Genomic DNA, 22,730 nt, shown 5'->3' with positions numbered 1-22,730 from the left:
TGGCCATTCGTCGTGCATCCGGCCACGTCCACTCCCGTCCATCATGTCCATCGCTCGCCTCCTCGCGCGACGCGCGGCCCCGTTCGTCCCTGCGTTTGCCGCCGCGCTGTCGCTGTCCATCCTTGCCAACGTCTCCGCGCATGCGGAGGCCGCGTATCCGCAGAAGCCTATCACCTGGGTCGTGCCCTACACGCCCGGCGGTACCAATGACAACGTGGCGCGCATCGTCACCAAGCGGCTGTCTGAAAAGACCGGCCAGCCTGTGGTGCTCGAGTACAAACCCGGCGCCGGCGGCACGCTCGGCGCTGGGTTCGTCGCCGCCGCCGCGCCCGATGGCTACACGTTGCTGAACACGTCGATCGGCAACCTTGCGATCGCACCGCAATTGATGCCCGTGAAGTTCGATCCGTTCCGAGACCTCGTCCCGGTGGCCTACATCGGCAACTCGCTGGCCACGGTCGCGGTAAATCCGCGCGTGCCCGCGCAGACGCTGCCGCAACTGATCGCCTATGCCCGCGCGCATCCCGGCCAACTGACGTTCTCGAGTTCGGGCAATGGCACGCCTGGTCATCTCGCCGGTGAGCTGCTCAAGCAGACGGCCAATATCGACATTCGTCACGTCCCCTACAAGGGCAGCGCGCCCGCGGTCGCGGACGTCGTGGCGGGACACGTGGATATCGTGTTCGATCCATTGAGCGCCCAGTTCATCCGGCAGGGGAAATTGCGGGCGCTGGCCTATTTTGGCGGCAGCCGCGCACCCGACATGCCCAACGTGCCGTCGATCCGTGAGTCGGGCGTGAAGGATTGGGAAGATTCGCTCGCCGGCGCGTTCTTCATTACCGCGCCGCGCGGCGTGCCGCCCGAGGTGCTCGCGAAATTGCGGCAGCTGATCGGTGAAATTCTCGACGAGCCCGATACGCGGGCGGCACTCGCACGCGTGCAGGTCGATGTGCAACGGTTGACGCCGGAACAGACGTCGCAACGGATTCGGCAGGTGCATGACATTGCCGCGCGCGTTGCCACCAGCGGTGCGCTGGCCGCGAATTGACGGACATTTCAAGGGCTTTCCGCCGACCTTCCGTTTATCTTCCGCTCGCCGCGCAGACGGCGAGCGGTTTCCTTCCCACCTTCTTCATTCCCCCAGATGAAACTCGGACTCTTCCTGCTCGCCGCGGGCCATCATGCCGCCGGCTGGCGACACCCTGAAGCGGAATCCGGCACCGAAAACATCGACCTCGTCGTCCGCATGACGCAAGCCGCCGAGCGCGCGAAGCTGGATATGGTGTTCTTCGGCGATCGCCTGCTGACGACGCCCGACTCGCATCCGTCGATGATCACGCGGCCCGATCCGCTCGCCATGCTCGCCGCGCTGTCGATGGTGACCACGCGGATTGGACTGGCCGCGACGGCCTCCACCACGTACACCGAGCCGTTCAACCTCGCCCGTACGCTCGCCACCGTGGACAAGCTGTCGCGCGGGCGCGCCGCGTGGAACATCGTGACGACGTTCGCGGACGGGTCGATCAACTTCAGCCGCTCGCGCCACCCCGATCATGACGAGCGTTACGAGATTGCGGAAGAACACGTCAGCGTGGTGAAGGGTCTATGGCGGTCGTGGGACCCGGAGCCGTACGTGCAGGACAAACAGGCCGGGATCTACGTGGACGTGAGCAAGATGCATGCGCTCCATCATGCGGGCAAGCATTTCTCGGTAGCGGGTCCGCTCAACGTCACCAACAGTCCGCAGGGACATCCCGTGCTGATCCAGGCGGGCTCGTCGGGCCCTGGGCAGGCGCTCGCCGCGCGCCACGCGGAGGTCGTGTTCACCGCGCAACAGGACCTGGAGGCCGCGCAGGCGTTCGCGCGGGGCCTCAAGGCCCAGGTGCGCGAGGCCGGCCGAGATCCTCGCCACTGCCTCATCATGCCGGGGCTGATGCCAATCATCGGCCGGACGGAAGCGGAGGCGCACGACAAGCTCGCGCAGTTGCAATCGTTCACTGACCAGTCAAATGCATTGGCCATCCTGAACGAGCAGCTCGGCATGGACGTGTCCACCTTCGCGCTCGACGAACCCCTGCCGCCGCTATCCACGGACATCGTGGTGCACAGCCGCAGCGCGCTGCTGATCAAGCTCGCCCGGTCGCGCAACCTGACGCTGCGCCAGCTCTACCACCTGTGCGCGAGCGCGCGCGGGCACCAGATCGTCGTCGGCACGGCGGAACAGGTCGCCTGGCACATGATCGACTGGGTGCAGGCGGGCGCGGCCGACGGCTTCAACATCATGCCGGCGTATTTTCCTGGCGGGCTCGAGGAATTCCTGAGCGAGGTCGTGCCGATCCTGCAGGATCGCGGCGAATTCCGCCGCGAGTACGAGGCCGATACCCTGCGCGGCAACCTTGGACTGCCGCTGCCCCGCTGACCGCCACGCCATCGACGATCGTTCTCGCCACTCGCAGTGACATTGACTAATATAGGTCACTGCAAGGGCAACGGAACTTGTCGATGTCATGCTGAATCGCCGATCGTTCGTTCTGGGCGGCACGGGGGCGGTGGCTCTGGCGATCGGCTGGGCGGTCTGGCATCCGGATCGGCGGCTGACCGGCAAGGCCACGGCTTCCAGACCCGCGCGTGGAGACATCCCGCTCAACGGCTGGGTCATGATCGACGCGGACGACAACGTCACCGTGGTCATGTGCAAGGCCGAGATGGGCCAGGGCATCCACACCGGCGCGGCCATGATCCTGGCCGACGAGCTCGGCGCCGACTGGTCCCGCGTGCGCGTGACGCAGGCCCCCATCGATTCGCTCTACATCAATCGCGAGATTCTTCCCGCCAGCCTGCCGTTCCGCCCCGATGACGACGGCGTGGTGGCGCGCACGCTGCGAAGGACGGTACGCCGCGCGGCGCCGCTGGCAGGTTCCATGGCGACGGGCGGATCCACCAGCATCGCGGACCTGTGGACGCCCATGCGCGAGGCCGGCGCCTGCGCGCGCGCGATGCTCTGCGCCGCCGCGGCCAAACGCTGGAAGGTGCCAGCCGATCAGTGCGATACGAGGGACGGCAAGGTCTTCGACGCATCGGGCCGATCGCTGACGTTCGGTGACCTCGCGCTCGCGGCGCAGGATGAACCGCCGCCGCGTTATCCGACGCTAAGGCCCGCCAGCCGCTTCACGCTGATCGGCAAACCCGTGAATCGGCTGACGCGCGAAGCACAGTCGAAGCTGAATGGCTGCGCGCGATTCGGCATCGATGTGCAGTTCGACGACATGCTGTACGCCAGCGTGACGATGAATCCCTCGCTTGGCGGTACGCTCAAGCATTTCGACCGCTCCGCCGTCACGCATACCGAGGGCGTGCAGGGCTTCTATCCCGTCGATGGCTACAACGGCGGCACGGCCGGCATCGCCGTCATCGCGTCGAATCCCTTCATCGCCATGCGCGCGCTCAGCGAGCTGCCTGTGGAATGGAATCCGGGCCCCGCCGCGCATCTCGACACGGCGGCCATCCGCGGCGCGCTGTTCGAAGCGCTGGGCGGCGACAACAGCGACAGTAACGACGATGGGCACACGTTCTACCAGACGGGCTTTCCCGAAGCCGCGCTGAAGCAATTGAAGACCGTACGCGAGATGACCTACGAGGTGCCCTACCTCGCCCACGGCGCGCTGGAACCGGTGAACTGCACGGTGCAGGTCGACCGCGATACCGCGCACGTCTGGGTCTCCACGCAGGTGCCGATGGACGCGCGCCGCGCGGTCGCCGACGTGCTCGGCCTGCGCGAGCGCAATGTCCATATCCACGAGCAATTGCTCGGTGGATCGTTCGGCCGGCGGCTCGAAGCGGATTTCATCACGCAGGCGGCCGTTATCGCGCGGCACGCCACCCCTCGCCCCGTGCAGACGATCTGGTCACGCGCGCAGGACACCACGCACGACTTCTATCGCCCGGCCTGCGTGGCGCGCTTCACGGGCGGGCTCAATGCGCGCGGTGAACTGGTCGCGTGGCGCAGTGCCTCCGCGAGCCAGTCGATCGCCGCGCAGGTGTTGCCACGCGCGTTTGGCCAGCCGGAATGGCTGGCGCGTGTGATCCCGGACGCGTCGATGGCGGAGGGCGCTTTCGACCAGCCCTACGAATGCGGCAACGTATCCGTGCGCCATCATCGCGTCGATCTGCCCTTTCCGGTGGGCTACTGGCGCTCCGTGGGGCACTCCCATCAGGCCTTCTTCGTCGAGAGCTTTCTCGACGAGATGGCCGCGGTTGCGGGAAAGGACCCACTCGATTTCCGGCTCGGCATGCTGACGCAGGGCAATCATGCGCGCCATGCCGCGGTACTGCGCGCCGTCGCGGCGCGGTGCGGATGGCGCGCGCCCCATCGCTGGCGCAATGGCGTCGGCGAGTTCGCGCGGGGCCTCGCGCTGCACGAATCGTTCGGCAGCGTGGTGGCGCAGGTTGCGGAGATCAGGCGCGAGCGCCGCGGCCAGCAGGAGGGTTTCACCGTGACCCGCGTCTTCTGCGCGGTGGACTGCGGGCGCGCGATCAATCCCAACCTTGTCGCCCAGCAGATGGAGAGCGGCATCGTCTATGGCCTGTCGGCGGCGCTGGGGCAAACCATCACGGTCCGCGAGGGCATGGTGCAGCAGCGTTACTACACCGATTACCCGATGGTGTGCATGGCGACGTGCCCGGACATCGTCGTTGACGTGCTCGCCAGCGAGGCGCCGCCCAGAGGCGTGGGGGAGTCGGGCACCCCGCCCATTGCACCGGCCGTCGCGAATGCGTTGTTCGCGCTGACCGGCAAGCGGCATCGCGCGCTGCCGCTGCTAACGCCGCCCCAGCCGGCCGAGGGAGAGGACAAATGGAACACGTGGTGCAGATCGATCTCAACGGGCAACCCACCGAGTTCCACGCCGAAGCCGCCACTCCCCTGCTTTGGGCCCTTCGGTGCGACAAGCACCTGACTGGAACGAAGTTCGGCTGTGGCGTCAGCGTCTGCGGCGCCTGCACGGTCATCGTGGACGACGAGGCCGAATATGCCTGCCAGCTGACGCTGGGCGAGTTGCGCCAGCGCGGCGCGAAGCGGATCACGACGATCGAAGGGCTATCGGGTCCCGTGGCCGATGCGCTGCGGCAGGCGTGGATCGACTGCGACGTCGTGCAGTGCGGTTACTGCCAGAGCGCGCAGCTGATCGCCGCCGCGCATTTGCTCGCGCGGACACGCGCGCCATCGGACGAGGCGATCAAGACCGCGATGAGCCGGGTCCTGTGCCGATGCGGGACGTACCCGCGCATTCTCAAGGCCATCGGGCAGGCGGTGAGCCGGCTGGGCCGCCGGTGACGCGAGTCATGCCGCCGCGCCCCCATCCACGCCACTGGGCCCGAACAGGGCGTCACGGCAGCAGGTCATCGCATCCCGGATCATGAAGTTGACCAGCGTCGGCGAGACGTTGAGCATCACCGCGATGTCCTTCTGCGGCACCCCACGGAAGCGATACATCTCGAACGCCCACTGTGTGCGTTCCGGCAACGAGGCAAGCGCGTCCATGACGGAACTCAGCGCCTGCTGGCCGAGCATGACGTTCTCCGGCGACGCGGCCTCGCTCGTGACGAGCAGCCCTTCCTCCTCGGCGCCGACGTGGCGGTTTTCCACCTCGTGATGACGATGCCGATCGATCGCCAGATTTCGAACCGTCTGGAACAGATAGCTCACCGGATACCGCACGACGATGGCCTTGTCCTGGTCGAACAGCTTGACGAATGTGTCCTGCACCACGTCCTCGGCGCTCTCGCGCGAGCCGACGATGCGCGCCGCGGCTTCGATCAGGGCGCGGCGGTAGCTGATGAACACGCCGTAAAGCTCCTGGTTCATCCGCACCGGCTCCGCACCTCTATCCGCGATATTCCCTAGCTCCATCGACTTCTCACTCATTCGATACCCCCGGGAGAAATTCGTCAAATATGCTACGTGAAATGCGAATCATTCGCAATGCATTCGCGGCATAGGGTCATTCGATGTGCCATGAGGATTGTTGGCAATGGTCGATGACGGGGGTATGACGGCGCAATATCGCGCCGGAAACGGGGCGTTCAGCCCCGATCGCGTGAGCCAGGAGTTAGCGCGCGGCGGCGTCGTTGCCCTTCGTTGCGCGCTGCGGATCGATGGCGGCGGTGAGTTCCGGCGACAATTTGCCGGTGACCTGCCAGACCACCAGCGCCTGCCTGAATTGCTCCGCGTGGCGGGGCGAGGTGCCGAGCCAGTCGAGCAGGCGTTGCTCGGCCTGAGCGTCCAGTTGCTGGTCACGCATCAACATGACCCAGCCCAGCGCCGCATCCCAAACGGGATCGTCGCCCGTCTTGTGCAGTTCTCCCACGAATGACTCCCAAATACCCGTTCCGTCGCCCGCCTCGAGGCGGGCACTTGTCGCGTCATTGTACTCATACGCATTCGTTCAGGCGACACGCACGTCTGCGCGCGACGCCGGCCCGGCAGCGGGCGGTGTGTCGGTGAGCCGGCCGTTTTCGATCCACACCATGCGGTCCGCGGCATCGAAGTAGCGGTCGTCGTGAGAGATCACCAGCACGGCCTTGCCCTGTGCGCGCAACTCGCCAAGGATTTCGCGATAGAAGATGGCCTTGAAGGCGGGGTCCTGGTCGGCGGCCCATTCGTCGAGCACGATGACCGGACGGTCTTCGAGGCATGCGGCGACGAGCGCGAGCCGCTTGCGCTGGCCCTGCGACAGCGCGCGGGTCGAGAACATACCGTCGGCTACCGACACCTTGTGCTCGAGTTGCAGCCGCGCGATGAGCCGGTTGGCGCGCGCATCGATGGCTGCCCCCGACAGGCCGACAAGGCTGTCGAACAGATGAAAGTCGGAGAACACCGCCGTGCATTGCTCACGGTGCATGGCGGCGCCGACGCTGCCCGATAGCGTACGGCCGTTCACGGTGACATGACCGCCCTCGGGCGCGTACAGGCCTACGAGCAGCTTCGCCAGCGTGGTCTTGCCACTGCCATTGCCGCCGACGAGAAACACCACTTCGCCCGCGCGCAGCGACATGTCGATAGGGCCGAGCAGGAATGACGCATCCTCGGATTCGCGGTGATAGCGGTGCGTCACACCGTGCAGCGAGAGTTCGCGGAACGATTCGGCGACGCCATCGACCGTGGCGTGCATCGGCGCGGCATGATCCGCATCCAGCGTTGCCGCGGCCTGCTCGATGCGCTGGCATGCCACGCGCGCCATGTTCATCTGCGGCAGGCTGTTGAGCAGCCCTTCGAGCGGCGCCATCATGTACAGGAACACGAGCGTATAGCCGCTCGCGACGGCGGCATCGGCACCGAGCGGGCGTTGCAACACAAACAATATGATCCCGATGACCACGAAGAACAACGTGCTGCCGATGGTCAGCGACAGATACAGCAGCGACAAGCCCGCCGTGCGATGCGCGCGCACGCGGTCGATGGCATCGGCCAGCGGGCCGCCGAGAAACGCCGCGCTGCGCGCGCGATTGAGCTTGAGCTCCTTGGCCCCGCTGAAGATCGCGCTGAAGTGGCCCGTCAGCACGTCCTGCCACCGCGCGGCCTCCCGCAGCGCGTGCTGCGAGCGCTTGCGACTCGCGCGATAACACAGCGATCCGCCGAACACCGCTACCAGCGAGAGCAGGAACACCTGCCACGACAGCCATGCGAGGTAGCTCAGGCAGCCCACGACGATGGTGCCGTTCATCACGATGAATGGCATGGCAACCAGCAGCGTCGCTACCTGATTGGTGTCCTCGCCCAGCAGCGCCATGCCCTGCCCGCCGCCCAGACGCTCCAGATCGCGATACGGTGCGGCCAGCAGGCGCGCGCCGACATGCTCGCGCAGGCGCGCGAGCACGGTCTGGTTCAGGCGGACGAACAGCATCAGCGAGACCGTGCGGCACACAAGCACGAGGACCGCAAGCGCGGCGAAGCGCAGGCCGAGCGCGGACAGGCCCTCTGGCGGGGTGCTTAGCGCCGCGTTGATGGTCGCGACGAGCCCTACGGCGGCCGCGCCGCCGCCGAGGCTGGCGACGATGCCCAGTGCGAGCAGTCGTCCGGACGCCTGGAACAGCACGCGCCGGAGCGAAAGCGACGTGGAGGGGGGAGAGGGGGAGCGGGCTGAAGCTTGGGCAGGGGAAGCGGTCATGCGCGGGTCCGTGGTGGCGTTCGTTATCTGGGTTGACGAACGACACCGGCCGCGAATTACCCCTTCCCTGCCCTTTCCTCCCATTTCCGCGCCTGACGACGCGTATTTCAGCCTTTTACGATCAGTAACATCAGAAACGATAGGTCGCCGTGCCGATCACGTTGCGGCGATAGCCGTAGTAGCAGGTGGTCGCGCTCCCGCACTGGCCGACGTATTCCTTGTCGAGCAGGTTGGTCGCGGTGATCGAGAAGCGCCAGTGCTGATCCAGCGTGTAATGCAGCGCGGCATCCATCAGCCAGACTTCCGGCACCTCGAACGTGTTGAGCGCGTCGCCGTAGCTCTTGCCGATATAGCGCACGCCCACGCCGCCGCCAAGGCCCTTGGCCCAGCCGGTGCGCTGGGTGTAGTCCACCCACAGGGAGGCGACATGGCGCGGACGATTGGTCGGCGTCTTGCCCAGATCGGTGTTGTTGCTCTTGGTGACTTCCTGATCCATGTACGTGTACGCGGCCAGTGCCTTGAAGCCATTGTTGAAGTCGAACGTACCGTCGATCTCGAAGCCGCGCGAACGGATCTCGCCGGTCTGGATCTGGAACAGCGTATTGGTCGGATCGCGCGTCAGCACGTTTTGCTGGCGCAGGTCGTACAGCGACGCGGTGACGAAGCTGTTGAAGCCCGTGGGCTGGAACTTCACGCCCACCTCGGTCTGCTTGCCCGTGGTCGGCTCGAACGGCGTGCCCTGCGCGGTCACGCCCGCCTGCGGCTGGAACGACGTGGAGTAGCTGGCATATGGGGCCAGACCGATCGGCGTATCGTAGACGAGGCCAAAGCGGTAGGTGAAGTCGTTCTGGTCGATGCCCGCGTTGGTGGGCGCGGTGGTCGCCCCGGTGGCCGTCGTCTGTCGGCGCGTATTGGTGCTCGCGTTCGCCCAGTCCTGCCGGCCGCCCGCCACGAAGGTCAGGCGATCGGTCAGCTTCATCTGATCCTGGAAATAGAGACCGAGCTGGCGCTGCGACTGGTCCACCAGCGTGTACGAGGCGATCGGGTTGATCGTCGCGCCATAGACGGGGCTGAACGGGTTGATCAGGCCAAGCGGCGGCGTGCCGACGGTGCCGAAGCCCTGGCGGTCGTCGAAGCTGCCGTGCTGGTAGTCCACGCCCACGATCGCCGTATGGCGGATCGGCCCGGTGGAGAATTTGGCCTCCAGGTTCGTGTCCAGCCCGATGGTATCGAGCGAACCGCCCGCGCTCAGGGACCCGCGGTTCAACAGCGTCTGAGCCGCGTTGTTCCAGCCGACCGCGTACACGCCGGTGTAGAACAGGTTCGAGTGCATGTACCGCGCGCTCTGGCGCACGCGGAACGTGTCGTTGAACCGATGCTCGAACTCGTAACCGATGGCGTATTCCTCGCGATCGAACGTGTTGAACGAGGGTTCACCCGTGAAGAACGACGTGGAGATGCGGCGGCCGCCGACCGTGTCCGTCACCGATCCCTGCCGCGGCAGGAAGTTGATGGCCGTGCCTTGCTTGTCGTGCTGGTAATGGGTCAGCAGCGTGAAGGTGGTATCGGCGGACGGACGGATGGTCAGCGACGGCGCGATGAAGATGCGGTCGTCGCCCGCCCAGTCCACCTGCGTATCGGACTTGCGGAACAGGCCCGTCAGGCGATACAGGACGGTCTTGTTCTCGTCCACCGCGCCGCCGATGTCGAAGCTCGCCTGCTTGCGATCGTACGAACCGTACTGGAGGTTGATTTCGCGCAGCGTATCGGCGGTCGGGCGCTTGCTGACGAGGTTCACGAGGCCGCCGGGCGCGTTGGCGCCGTACAGCACCGAGCTCGGCCCGCGCAGGATTTCCACGCGCTCGAGGCCGTAGGTCTCCACGCGCGGCATCAGATAGCCGCTGGCGTAGTAGTTGACGTACAGGCCGTCCATGTACTGGCGCGCCGCGAAGCCGCGGATCACCGGTTTGTCGTAGCGGCCCTCGGCGACGTTGTCGCCAATGATGCCGGCGGTGTAGGCGAACGCATCGGACAGGTTCTGCACGCCGCGGTCTTCCATCTGGTCGCGCGTGATCACGCTGATGGACTGGGGCGTTTCCAGCAGGGGCGTGTCGGTCTTGGTCGCCGTGGCGCTGCGCTTGGCAACATAGCCCGCTATCGGCCCAGTGGGCGTCTCCACGGGCGCGCGTACCGTGACCTGAGGCAGTACGTTCGCGTTTGTGGTGGCGTTTGTGGTGGCGTTTGTGGCGGCGTTGGTACCGGCGCTTCCCGACTCCTGCGCGTGGGCGGCGCCGCCCGCCAGCGCGAACAAAACGATGACCGCCCGCCCGACTTCCGTCCGGCGCGCGCTGGATACCTTGGCTCCCATGAAAAGCTCCCCTGCTTTGTTGTGTGAAAAATAAGAAAAGGGTCAGATTCGCCTGAATTATTTTGTAAACGCGAACGCTAATGCGAATAATTCGCAATTATTACGTAGAGAGTCAGGCACAGGCAACAATCTTTCCCGTTCAAAACGCGGGGTTTTTCGGGGGATTAAATTTCTGGCGCGCCAAATCGTCACCAGTAGTGCGTGCGCGTAGCGCGCCGTGCGGGATGCCATCGCGGGGCGATGACGCACGCAACGCCTCCGGAGATACGTCTTGCTGCCAGAACTCGCGCCGTTCTTTCCCGGGCCGCTCCGCCCTTATGGCGAAGGGCTGACGGCCCTGCCGGCACCGCCGGATGCCAAGCCTGGCGCGCGTCTCGCGGACATCGACGGAATCGCCGAACTGGTGCGCGGCTATGGCAAGGCGCTCGGCGCGACTGATTTGCCGGCGCTGGCTTCGTGGTGGACGCGACGCTATTGCCTGGCGATCGTGCCGCCCGTGCTGGTGTCCGCCGTGGTGCTGGAACGCGCGTTGCCGGTGTCGCTCGATGACATCGAGGTGTCGCTTGCGCGCGACTGTCGGGCCGAACGTATCCATATCGGCGATGCCCGCACAGTCATTGGCCATGACTTTGTGGTAGCGATCGACCTGCTCGTGCGACAAAACCTGGCGCCCATCTTCCAGGCGATGGCGCCGCTGCGGGCGTCCCCGCGCGTGTTGTGGAGCCACGCGGCCGAATTCGTCCAGACCGTGGGAGAGGTGTTGTGCGGGCATCCAGCGGTGGAAGCCTCACGGCGCGCGGCGCTCGCGGAATGGCTGGCGAATGCCGGCGCGCTGGGGCCGGCTTACCGACCCCTCACCCCACGACAACTCCCCTCAAAGCAGGCCTCCATCGACGGTGACGCACGCCGCGTGCGGCGCGTCTGCTGCCTCAACTACCGCCTGCCCGGCGAGGACTACTGCGGCGTCTGCCCGCTGACCTGCGCGAAGGCGCGCGCCGCCTAAATTCACGCCGCCCTGGCTCGTCTACCCCTTTGTCCCACTCTGCATGGGACATGTCGACGAATTCACTGGAAGGGCTGCAATGGCTGGCATCACCCGCGAGACGCTGCTTCATCATTTGCTGGATCTGGCGACGACGCGCCCCAACGCGACCGCGCTCACGATCGTGGACGATGCACACGCCAATGGCATCGACTATGGCTATCGGGACCTGATGCAGCGCGCAGCGCGCCATGCGCGTGCGCTGACTCGCATCGCGGCGCCGGGCGACCGCGTCATGCTCGTGCTCGACACGGGCATCGATTACGTCAGCGCGTTCTTCGGCTGCCTGCTGGCGCGGATGATCGCGGTGCCGGCCTTTCCGCCGGAGTCGATGCGGCCGCAGCATCTGGCGCGTCTCGATGCGATCCTCGCCGACTGCGATGCGCGGGTGGCGGTGATCGAGGGGGACTTTGCGAAGGCGTGGGCGGGGCAGTCGACACGGTTGAGGACGTTGGATGTGTCGTGTCTCGCTGTCGATGACGATCAGGGTGACGACATTGCTGCCGGGACGCTCGACGGCTTGCTCCACGGCCTGCTCGACAACTTGCTCGACAGCTTGCGCGCGGACGATATCGCGTTTCTCCAGTACACCTCCGGCTCGACCGCCACGCCCAAGGGCGTGATGGTGTCGCACGCGAACATCATGGCCAACGAGGCCGCGATCGCCGAATCGTTCGGCACGCGAGACGACGACGTGATGCTGAGCTGGCTGCCGCTCTATCACGACATGGGGCTGATCGGCGGCCTGATGCATCCGCTCTATGCGGGCGTGCGCGTCGTGCTGATGTCACCGGGCTATTTCCTGCGGCATCCGCGCCGCTGGCTCGATGCGATCTCGCGGTTCCGCGCGACGATCAGCGGCGGCCCGGACTTTGCTTATCGGCTCTGTGTCGATCGCATACGGCAAACCGCACGCCAGACGCCCGCCGAGGGGCTCGATCTTTCCTGCTGGCGCATTGCGTTCTGCGGTGCGGAGCCGATCCGTGCCGAGACGATGACGCAGTTTGCGGAGCGATTTGCAGATTCCGGTTTTGCTTCGAACGCACTGTATCCATGCTATGGCATGGCTGAGGCCACATTGCTCGTCACAGGCTCTTGCCCCAGTACAGGGGCGCAGATTGCGCGCTTCGACGCGGAGGCGCTGGCGCAGGGACGCGCTGTGCCGGATGACGAGGGTAGCGCGCTGGTGGCGGGCGGCATTGTGCCGTCGCGTCATGCCGTGGACATTCGCGACGTGCGGACCGGTGCTTCATTGCCGGATGGGGCTATCGGCGAGATTTGCATGACCGGGCCCAGCGTGACGCGTGGCTATTGGCAGCGGCCCGACGCCACGGCCGAGGCGTTTCTGGCCGATGGCGCGTTGCGTAGCGGCGATCTCGGTTTTCGCTGGGACGGGCAGCTATTTATCGCCGGGCGCCGCAAGGATTTGATCATCGTGCGGGGGGCCAACGTGTACCCGCAGGATGTGGAGATCGCGGTCGAGCGGACGGTCGATGCCGTGCGGCGCGGGCGGGTGGCGGCGTTTCCGTATGTGATCGACGGTGTGGAGTCGATCGGGATCGCGGCGGAGGTTGCTCGCGGGGCTGTCGCCTCCAGTCAGGACGATGCGGCGGCGCTGTCGATTGCCGTGGCGATTCGTGCGGCGGTGTCGGAAGACTGCGGGGAAGCCCCCGTGTTGGTGCTGCTTCTGCGGCCCGGGCAGTTGCCGCGCACGACGAGCGGCAAGCTCCAGCGCTCACGGTGTGTGCCGGCCTGGAAGGCGGGGGAACTCGACTGCTGGGCAGCCTATGAGGGCAATGCGGCGTTTGTCGTTGGCCATTCGGCCGGGCGCGCGCTGACGCCAGCCGAGGCAGTGATGGCTGAAGTGTGGGAGGCCGTGCTGGGGGTGCGACCGGGGCCCGATGACCATTTCTTCGCGCTGGGCGGGAATTCGGTGCAGGCCGCGCACGTCGTGGCCCGGGTGCGGGAGCGAGGGTATCCGGCATTTGCGCTCGCGCAGCTGTTCGCGCATCCGACGCTTGCGGCGTGCGCGGAGGCGATGGTTGCGGCCGAGGCGCCGGTCGAGGCAATGGATACCGGTGCGCGAAAAGGCGAAGCGGCGTTCGCCGGCGCATCCGCCGCAGGTGCGGCGGGGGCAGGCGTCTTGTCCGCTGATCGCACCAGCACCGCGCGGAGCGAATCGCCCAGCGCGGACGCTGGCGCCGCGGCACCGCTGTCGCCCATCCAGCGCGGCCTGTGGGTGCTCTGGTGCATGGCGCCGGATAGCGCTGCGTACAACGTGTGTGGCGTCATGCAGCGCGCCGGGCGGTTCGATACCGCCGCGCTGCAAGCCGCCATCGACACACTGGCCGAGCGTCATACCGCCCTCCGCACGCAGATCGTGCTCGATGGCGCGTCGCAGCCGCTTCAACGCGTGCTGCCCGCATCGTCCGTTCACATCGACATCGAGCGCCACGCCAGCCGCGAGGATGCCGAGCGCGCGGTGCGCAACTGGAGCGCGCAGCCCTTCGCATTGAAGGAAGGCCCGGCATTCCGCGTGCTGCGCGTCAGCATCGGCGCAGATAACGCCGAATGGGTCGCCATCTGCGTCCACCATCTGTTCGTCGACGGCTGGTCGATGAACGTGATGGTCGACGAGTTCTGCCGGCTCTATGAGGGCAACACATCGCTGCCGTCGGCGCCACGCCATACGGACATCGCCGCCACGCACGCACACGCCCTCGCGAGATGCCGCGCGGAGGCCCTCGCCTACTGGAAGCGCACGCTCGGCCCGGACCCCGTCGTGCTCGAACTCCCGACGGATCGCCCGCGCCCGGCACAGCCCACCGGCCACGGCGACGCCATCGCATTCGCGATCGACGCCACGCTGGCAAGCCGCTTGCGCAACGTGGCGATGCAGCAGCGCACGACATTGTTCACGGTGCTGCTGTCGGCCTGGCATGCTCTGCTGCATCGTTATGCCGGCCAGCGCGACATTCGCATCGGTGTCCCCTTCGCCCTGCGCGACAGCGTCGCGGCGGAGCGGTCCGTCGGGTACTTCATCAGCACGCAGACAATCCGTGCCTGCGTGGACGGGCCGCAGCCCTTCACCGCGCTGCTGCGGCAGGTCGGCGATACCGTGCGCGAGGTCCAGCCGTACCTCGCGCTGCCGTTCGACGAAGTGGTCGACGCGCTTCAACCCGACCGCACGCTTGCCCATAACCCGCTGTTTCAGGTCAAGTTCAACCTCGGGTTGCCTGTGACGGCGCCGGACACGCTCGCGGGCGACGCCTTGCGCGCCATGCAGATCGAGGGCGACTTTACGCGGTTCGATCTGGCGCTCGACATTCTCGACACCATCGATGGCAGCGATGCGCTGCATGCGCGGCTGGCGTTCGCTACCGACCTCTTCGATCGCGCGACGATCGAGCGCATGGCGCGGCACTACCTCTCCGTGCTGACCCATGTTGCCGCCATGCCCGACACGGCCGTCGCCCTGCTGCCGCTCGGCGGCGACACGTCACGACTCGACGGCACACCGTTGACCATCCCGCCGCAGGACATCATGGCGGCATGGGACGCGGCGTTGCAGCGCGATCCCGATGCACCGGCGCTTTGCGATGACACCCAGACACTGACGCGCGCGGAGGCGGATGCACTGGCCAATGGCGTCGCGCTGGCGTTGCGGGCGCGCGGCATCGGGCGCGAGGACGTCGTGGCGATCGACCTCGATCGCTCGGTGCCGTTCGTGGTCGCGTTGATCGGCACGCTGAAGGCTGGCGCGGTCGCGTTGCCGCTGGATGTCGCGCAGCCGGTCGAACGGCGGCGGCAGCTCGTCGCGGCGGCGCATGCTGGGGTAGTGATCGGCACGATGCCACTCGGCGTCGATCATCTCGATATGGCTACGCTCGAGCCTTCCGTCCGGCGCGTGGCGGCCTCCGTGCTGCCGCAGCAAGGGGCTTACCAGATCTACACCTCGGGCTCCACGGGCACGCCCAAGGGCGTGATCGTCAGCCGTGAGTCGCTTGCGCACTATGTTGCCGGCGTGCTGTCGCGCCTTGCGTTGCCGCGCGACGCCAGCATGGCGATGGTGTCGACACCGGGTGCGGACCTCGGCCATACGGTGCTGTTCGGCGCGCTATATGGCGGGCACCCGCTGCATCTGATCGCGCCTTCGCGTGCGACGGACGGGGATCGCTTGGCGGCGTATATGACGCGGCATCGTGTCGGCGTGCTCAAGATCGTGCCGAGCCATTTGCGCGCGTTGCTGCATGCCGAGCGTGGCGCGGACGTGTTGCCGGAGGTGGCGCTGATTCTTGGCGGTGAGGCTACGTCGGATGCCCTGATCGCGCAGGTGCGGGCCTTGCGGCCGGCGTGCCGAATTTTCAATCACTACGGGCCGACGGAGACCACGGTCGGCGTGTTGACGCATGCGCTGGCGGACGACGAAGCCGCGCTGCCGCTCGGCGCGCCGCTGCCGGGTGTGCGGGCTTATGTGCTCGATGCGGGCCTGACGCCGTTGCCTGAAGGGATGAGCGGCGAGCTATATATCGGTGGAGCGCAGCTCGCGCGGGGTTATCGCGGGGCGGCCGGGCGGACGGCCGAGCGGTTCTTCCCTGACCCGTTCGTGCACGGGGCACGTATGTACCGCACGGGGGATCGCGTGCGGGTGGCGGGTGGGCGGTTGCTTTACCTCGGGCGCGCGGACGAGCAGGTGAAGATCCGGGGGTATCGCGTCGAACCTGCCGAGGTGGCGCAGGCGCTGCGGACAATCGAAGGCGTGGGCGACGCGGCGGTTGTCGTGGTGGATGGGCGGTTGATTGCATATGCGGTGCTGGCACCGGCGCTGGATGCGGCCGAGGTGCTACGCCTGGCCGCGGCGCGCATGCCGGCGTATCTGGTCCCCGCGCAGGTCATCGCGCTCGAGCGGTTGCCGGTGACCTCGAACGGGAAGCTCGACCGGCGCGCGTTGCCGGCGCCGGTGTTCGAGGCCATCGGACACGTGGACCCGGCGGACGAGACCGAGCGGGTCCTTGCAGGCATCTGGCAGGACGTATTGCATATCGAACGCGTTGGCGTAACCGACAACTTTTTCGAGCTCGGCGGCGATTCGATCCTGTCGATCCAGGCGGTCAGCCGCGCGCGGCGCGCGGGACTGCGGTTCACCCCGAAGGACCTCTTCCAGCATCAGACGGTGCGCGCACTGGCCACGGTCGTCACGCGCGTGGCGACGGCACCGGTCAAGTCCGATGCGCCGAGCGGCGATGTGCCGCTGCTGCCGGTGCAGCAGGCCTTCTTAGATACGCCGATTCCGGCGCGGCACCATTGGAATCAGGCGGTGTTGCTGCGGCCGACGGAAGCGATCGATCTCGTGCGTTTACAGCGAGCGGTGGATCGGGTCGTCGCGCATCATGACGCGTTGCGGATGCGGTTCAGCCAGCGCGATGGCGAATGGACGCAGCGCTACGCGGACACGTCGGTCACCACGGTGACGCATGAGGTCGTGAATAACGAAGCGCTGACCGACGCCTGCACGCGCGCGCAGCAGAGCCTGAATCTCGAACACGGCCCGCTGCTGCGCGTCGCCCTCTTCACGCTCCCGGACGGCTCGCAGCGGCTGCTCGTTGCCATCCACCACCTCGTCGTGGACGGCGTGTCGTGGCGCATCCTGCTGGAAGACCTCCAGCAGGCGTACAACAGCGACGGCCCGCTACCGACGCGGACCTCCTCGTATCAGGCATGGGCGAGCAGGGTCCGGCAGCATGCCGAATCGCTGGCGTATGAGCTCCCCTACTGGCGCGCGCAACACGGTCCCGGCATTGCCGCGCCGGACGATGTCAAGCGACGCGACGCCACCGTGACGACGGTGAGCGTGGACGCCACCACCACCCGTGCGTTGCTGACCGACGCGCACGGCGCGTATCGCACGCAGATCAACGACCTGCTGCTCGCGGCCGTGGCGCGGGCCGTCGGCAAATGGCAAGGCCACGCAAGCACTGCCGTCCTGCTGGAAGGACACGGCCGGGAGGGCCTGTTCGACGATATCGATCTGTCGCGCACGGTCGGGTGGTTCACGACCGTGTTTCCGGTGGCGCTGCCGATCGACGACGATACCGGCACGCATATCAAGCGCGTGAAAGAGGCTCTGCGCGCGGTGCCTCGGCATGGCATCGGCTTCGGTCTGCTGAGCGATCCGCTACAAGGTGTGCCGCGTCCGTCCATCACGTTCAACTATCTCGGCCAGTTCGACCACGGGGCCGATGCCTTGTTCGCGCAGGCGACCGAGTCTCCCGGAGAAAGCCGCGATCCCGATGCTCCGGTGAGCAATGCCATCGTGATCGACGGCGTCGTGCGAGATGGCGCATTGACCTTCACGCTGACGCTCGCGGACCCAGCGTTTGCAGCGTTTGGCGAGCGTCTCCATGAAGCCCTCGGCGACATCGTTGCGCACTGCATGCAGGCGCCTGGCGGCTCGCTCACGCCGTCAGACGTGCCGCTGTCCGGCCTCACGCAGGCGCAGCTGGACGCTCTGCCCGGCGTCGCGATCGAAGACATCTATCCGCTGTCGCCGATGCAGCAAGGCATCCTGTTCCATGCCCTCTACGCACCCGACTCGGCGATGTACGTGAACCAGATCGCGGTCGATCTGGGGGGGCTCGATGCGGAACGCATGCGCCACGCGTGGAACGAGACGATCGCGCGGCACGACATCTTGCGGACATCGATTCTGCATATCGACGGCACGCCGTTGCAGGCGCTGATGCGCAGTGTGCCGTCGCCGGTGGTGATCGATGCCGATAGCGATGCGATAGGCGATGCGGATGCCCTTGCCATGCAGGATCGCTCCCGGCCGTTCTCGCTGGACACCGCGCCGCTGATGCGCGTACGACTGGTGGCGCAAGGCGATGCATGCTATCGCATGATCTGGACGAGCCACCATCTGCTGCTCGATGGGTGGAGCACCGCACGGCTCATCGGGGAGGTGTTGCAGCGCTATCACGGGTTGCCCGTCGAGGCGGTGCCCACGCGGTATCGGGACCATATCGCGTGGTTGCAGGCACAGGATGCTTCGGCGAGCGAGGCGTTCTGGCAGGAGCGGCTGCCGCTGCTCGAGGCGCCCACGTTGCTCGCGCAGGCGATGCCAGCGCCGGAGCCCCCCGTCGCCGGGCACGCGGTGGCCCGCGTGCGCGTCGATGCCCAGATGCTGCAACGCGTGGCGCAACAGCAGCGCGTCACGCTGAATACGCTGCTACAGGCGGCGTGGATCGTCGTACTGCAGCGCTATACGGGGCAGCGCGCGGTGGCGTTCGGCGCGACCGTCGCCGGGCGCCCGGCGTCGCTGCCCGGCGCGGAGGCGATGCTGGGGCTGTTCATCAACACCTTGCCCGTCATACAGGCGCCGGCGCCTGATCAACGCATCGACGCGTGGTTGCAGGCGTTGCAGCAGGAGAACCTCTCGCTGCGCGAGCATGAGCACGTGCCGCTGTACGAGATCCAGCGATGGGCCAATCGAGGTAGTCAGCATCAGGGGGGGCAGCCGCTGTTCGACTCCATCCTCGTGTTCGAGAACTACCCCGTGGATGCCGCGTTGCGCGAGCGCGAGCAGCATGGGCTGCGGATCGGGGCGGTGCAGCATGCCTCCATGACCAACTATCCGGTGACGCTCGTGATCACGGGATCGCAGACGCTCGACGTGGCCATCAGCTACGACACCGCGCTATTCGAGGCCAACCGTGTCGAACAAGTGCTGGGCCACTTCATCGCGACCGTCGAACGCATTGCCGACGATCCTCGCCAACGCGTGGCGGATCTCGTGCTCGACCGGCCCGAGACCGTTGCCGCCGAGGACGATCGCTTCCGGCATGCGCCGCCCGTGCACGTCGCCATTGCGCGCCGCGCAGCGATGCAGCCCGATGCGGTGGCCGTGCGTTGCGGCGATCAGGCGTTGACGTATCGGGAACTCGACGGCGCCGCCGAGAGGCTGGCGCGGGCATTGCGCGCACATGGGATGGGTCACAAGGCAAGTCAGGAGCCCGTGATCGGCGTGATCATCGACCGCTCGCCGGCCATGATCGTGCGATTGCTCGCCGTGCTGAAAGCAGGCGCTGCATACCTGCCGATCGACCCGGAACTGCCGCAGGCCCGGATCGACGAGATGATCGATGGCGCGCACGTGCGGTTGTTGCTCGGCACGCGATCGCTGCGTGGGCGGATCGCGGCGACGGTGCCATGGCTCGACATGGAGGACGCGGCGGACATCGGCGGTGCGGCATTGCCCGAGGTGTCGCCGCAGCAGCTGGCGTACCTGATCTACACCTCGGGGTCCACTGGCAAGGCCAAGGCTGTCGCCGTCGAGCATGGTCCACTGGCCATGCATTGCCACGCTACGGCCGAGCAGTACGGCATGGCGCCCGGCGAGCGCGAGTTGCACGTCCTCTCGTTCAGCTTCGATGGCGCCCATGAGCGGTGGATCGTGCCGCTCGTGGCCGGGGCGGAGGTCGTTCTGCGCGACGAAGCACTGTGGAGCGCCGAGCGAACGCTGGCCGCCTTCACGCTGCATGGCATCACCAACGCGGGGTTCCCGCCAGCCTACCTGATGAGACTGACCGAAGCCGCGGATCCGGACGCGCCACCGCTGCGGCTGCTGTCTTTCGGCGGCGAGGCGATCTCGCGCGAGAGCTTCACACGCGTGCGCAACACCTTCCGCCCACGCACGCTCATCAACGGCTATGGCCCGACGGAAGCCGTCGTGACGCCGCTCGCGTGGGTGGCCGACGCGGAGACGCCGTGCACGCCCGCTTATGCACCGATCGGCCGGCCGGTCGGCTCGCGACATGTGTACCTGCTCGATGCGGACCTGCATCCCGTACCGCGGGGCGTCACCGGCGAGCTTTACATCGGCGGCTATGGACTTGCGCGCGGCTATTTCCGGCGTCCCGGCCTGACCGCCGGGCTATTCCTGCCCGATCCGTACGTGCCAGGCGGGCGCATGTATCGCACCGGCGACCTCGTGCGTCAGGCTGCGGACGGCGCCATCGAATACGTATCGCGCCGCGACCATCAGATCAAGATTCGCGGCTATCGCATCGAGCCTGGCGAGATCGAGGCGCGATTGCGTGCGGCCGACGGCGTCCATGCGGCTGCGGTGCTCGCCGTGCCGACGCCGCAGGGGTCGCAACTGGTCGCCTATGTGGTGGGCGATGGTGGGGTTGCGCCAGATACCGAGCGCCTGCGCGAAATGCTTTCGGCTACGCTGCCGCCTTATATGGTTCCCGCGCAAATCATCGTGGTCGCGGAGCTGCCGGTCACTGCGAACGGCAAGCTCGATCGGCATGCATTGCCTGCGCCGGTCTTCGCCAGTGCGGATCACGTCGCCCCGCGGACGGCGCGCGAGTCAGCGTTGGCGGGCATCTGGCAATCGCTGCTCGGCGTCGAACGCATCGGCATTCATGACAACTTCTTCGAGCTCGGTGGGCACTCGTTGCTGCTCATGCAGCTGGTGTCGCGACTGCATCGCGAAATGGGTCTCACGCTGAGCCTGCGCGACGCGATGTCGCAACCGACGATCGCTCAACTTGCCGCGTGGATCGACGCGCGGCCCGACCCTCAGCAGGACACCGCGCGGCAGCTCGCCGCGCTGGACGACCTGATGGCAGATCTGGAGGCTTCCTGACCGATGATGGACCCACAAACAGGCCGTGACCTGGTCCGGCGTTACGTCGCGCTGCCGCAGGACAAGCGGCGCGTTCTGCTGGAGCGCTTGCGTACGCAGGGTATCGATTTCTCCATCCTGCCCGTGACGGGCGAGTGGCGCGCTGGCGCCGCGGCTGGCGACGAATTGCCGTTGTCGGCGGCGCAGCGGCGGATGTGGTTTCTTTGGAAGCTCGATCCGGCCGGGAGTTCTTATCATCTGGCGGGGATGTTGCGGTTACGGGGAGCGTTGGACGTCTCTGCGCTGCAGGCGGCTTTCGATGCGTTGGTCTCGCGGCACGAGAGTCTGCGCACGACGTTTCATGAACGCGATGGGGAGACGGTGCAGCGCGTTCATGCGCCCTTTTCTGTATCGATTCCGCTCGTCGACGTTACCGAGGCGACGTTGACGGGGCACGTGGATGCCGAGGCCACTGCGCCGTTCGATCTCGCGCATGGGCCGTTGATGCGGGTGCGGTTGCTGCGGCTGGCGACGGACGATCATGTGTTGCTCGTCACGATGCACCATATCGTCTCCGATGGATGGTCGATGGGCGTCGTCATCGACGAGTTTGCTTCGCTTTATGCGGCTTACGCTTCCGGGCAGCCGGTGCGGTTGCTGCCGGTTGAGGCGCAGTATGCGGACTATGCTTCGTGGCAGCGTCACTGGCTCGAGGCGGGAGAGCGCGAGCGGCAGCTCGACTACTGGCGTGGCGCGCTTGGCGACGACCCCGTGGTGCTCGAGTTGCCTGCGGACCGTGCGCGGCCGGCCGTGCCGTCGCACCGCGGTGGCACCGTGTCGTTTGCGCTTGGGCGTGACGAGGCGCTGCAACTGGCTGGCCTGGCTCAGCGGGCCGGTACGACTGCCTTTACGGTGTTGCTCACAGCGTTCCAGATCCTGCTCTACCGCTACACCGGGCAGCACGACATCCGCATCGGCGTGCCGGTCGCCAACCGCAACCGCGCGGAGACGTCCCGTACCGTTGGCTTCTTCGTGAACACGCAGGTGCTGCGGGCGCGGATCGATGGCACCCGGTCCGTGCTCGCGTTGCTGGGCGAGGCCCGCGAGTCCGTGCAGCAGGCGCAGGCGCATCAGGAGCTGCCGTTCGAGCAACTGGTCGAGGCTTTGCAGCCCGAGCGGAGCTTGTCTCATAACCCGTTGTTTCAGGTCATGCTGAATCACCAGCGGCGGGATTTGCGGGCGTTACGGCAGCTACCGGGCCTGACCCTCGAGCGGGTCGCCCGGACGGCGAGCGCGGCCAAGGTCGATCTGGCCCTGGACACGCAGGAGGATGAAGACGGTATCGAAGGTGTGTTCGGCTATGCGTCCGACCTGTTCGAGCATGGGACGGTTGAGCGCTTGCAGCGGCATTATGTTTCGGTGCTGCGGCAGATGATCGCTGCGCCCGAGGCGCTCGTCGCCGATATCGCGCTCGAGGCCGCCGATGCCGAGGACGAGGACCCCCGGTTTCGGGAGGCGGTGCTT

The 22,730-nt window shown here is 66.8% G+C and carries 11 protein-coding genes; 7 read left to right on the top strand and 4 right to left on the bottom strand.

The features are described 5' to 3' along the window. Positions 1-43: 43 nt before the first annotated feature. From KHP16_RS26720 to KHP16_RS26705, 4 genes are all read left to right on the top strand, one after another. Complete coding sequence (locus tag KHP16_RS26720) at positions 44-1,048, top strand: Bug family tripartite tricarboxylate transporter substrate binding protein (protein WP_109585614.1); 1,005 nt, start codon at positions 44-46, stop codon at positions 1,046-1,048. Positions 1,049-1,144: 96 nt separating this feature from the next. Beyond that, on the top strand, positions 1,145-2,419 hold the full coding sequence (locus tag KHP16_RS26715; RefSeq protein WP_211961488.1) for an LLM class flavin-dependent oxidoreductase: 1,275 nt from the start codon (positions 1,145-1,147) through the stop codon (positions 2,417-2,419). Positions 2,420-2,507: 88 nt separating this feature from the next. Next, positions 2,508-4,955: a xanthine dehydrogenase family protein molybdopterin-binding subunit gene (locus KHP16_RS26710; protein WP_211961486.1), complete on the top strand. Its 2,448-nt coding sequence runs from the start codon at positions 2,508-2,510 to the stop codon at positions 4,953-4,955. Beyond that, complete coding sequence (locus tag KHP16_RS26705; RefSeq protein ID WP_179594679.1) at positions 4,862-5,332, top strand: (2Fe-2S)-binding protein; 471 nt, start codon at positions 4,862-4,864, stop codon at positions 5,330-5,332. Before KHP16_RS26710 ends, KHP16_RS26705 begins: the two co-directional genes overlap by 94 nt. A gap of 6 nt (positions 5,333-5,338) precedes the next feature. Here KHP16_RS26705 and KHP16_RS26700 read toward each other — a convergent pair whose 3' ends face one another. From KHP16_RS26700 to KHP16_RS26685, 4 genes are all read right to left on the bottom strand, one after another. Next, positions 5,339-5,863, bottom strand: a complete 525-nt coding sequence (locus KHP16_RS26700; protein WP_244836067.1) for an RNA polymerase factor sigma-70 — start codon at positions 5,861-5,863, stop codon at positions 5,339-5,341. Between the two features lie 244 nt (positions 5,864-6,107). Further along, positions 6,108-6,365, bottom strand: coding sequence for a FecR/PupR family sigma factor regulator (locus KHP16_RS26695; protein ID WP_109585611.1), 258 nt, complete (start codon positions 6,363-6,365; stop codon positions 6,108-6,110). 78 nt (positions 6,366-6,443) lie between these two features. Continuing rightward, positions 6,444-8,165, bottom strand: a complete 1,722-nt coding sequence (locus tag KHP16_RS26690; RefSeq protein WP_211961484.1) for a cyclic peptide export ABC transporter — start codon at positions 8,163-8,165, stop codon at positions 6,444-6,446. A 130-nt stretch (positions 8,166-8,295) separates the two neighbouring features. Beyond that, positions 8,296-10,533: a TonB-dependent siderophore receptor gene (locus KHP16_RS26685; RefSeq protein WP_211961483.1), complete on the bottom strand. Its 2,238-nt coding sequence runs from the start codon at positions 10,531-10,533 to the stop codon at positions 8,296-8,298. Between the two features lie 271 nt (positions 10,534-10,804). On the opposite strand from KHP16_RS26685, the gene fhuF reads away from it, so the two are divergent. From fhuF to KHP16_RS26670, 3 genes are all read left to right on the top strand, one after another. After that, entirely contained in the window at positions 10,805-11,536 is a 732-nt protein-coding gene (fhuF, locus tag KHP16_RS26680; protein WP_115955784.1) for a siderophore-iron reductase FhuF, read from the top strand. 79 nt (positions 11,537-11,615) lie between these two features. Continuing rightward, positions 11,616-21,227, top strand: a complete 9,612-nt coding sequence (locus KHP16_RS26675) for a non-ribosomal peptide synthetase (protein ID WP_211961482.1) — start codon at positions 11,616-11,618, stop codon at positions 21,225-21,227. A 3-nt stretch (positions 21,228-21,230) separates the two neighbouring features. After that, on the top strand, positions 21,231-22,730 hold a 1,500-nt coding region (locus KHP16_RS26670; RefSeq protein WP_244836065.1), incomplete at its 3' end, for a condensation domain-containing protein.

The sequence above is a fragment of the Cupriavidus plantarum genome (assembly GCF_905397285.1).
Lineage (GTDB): Bacteria > Pseudomonadota > Gammaproteobacteria > Burkholderiales > Burkholderiaceae > Cupriavidus > Cupriavidus plantarum.
This window is presented reverse-complemented; position numbering and strand designations above follow the sequence as displayed.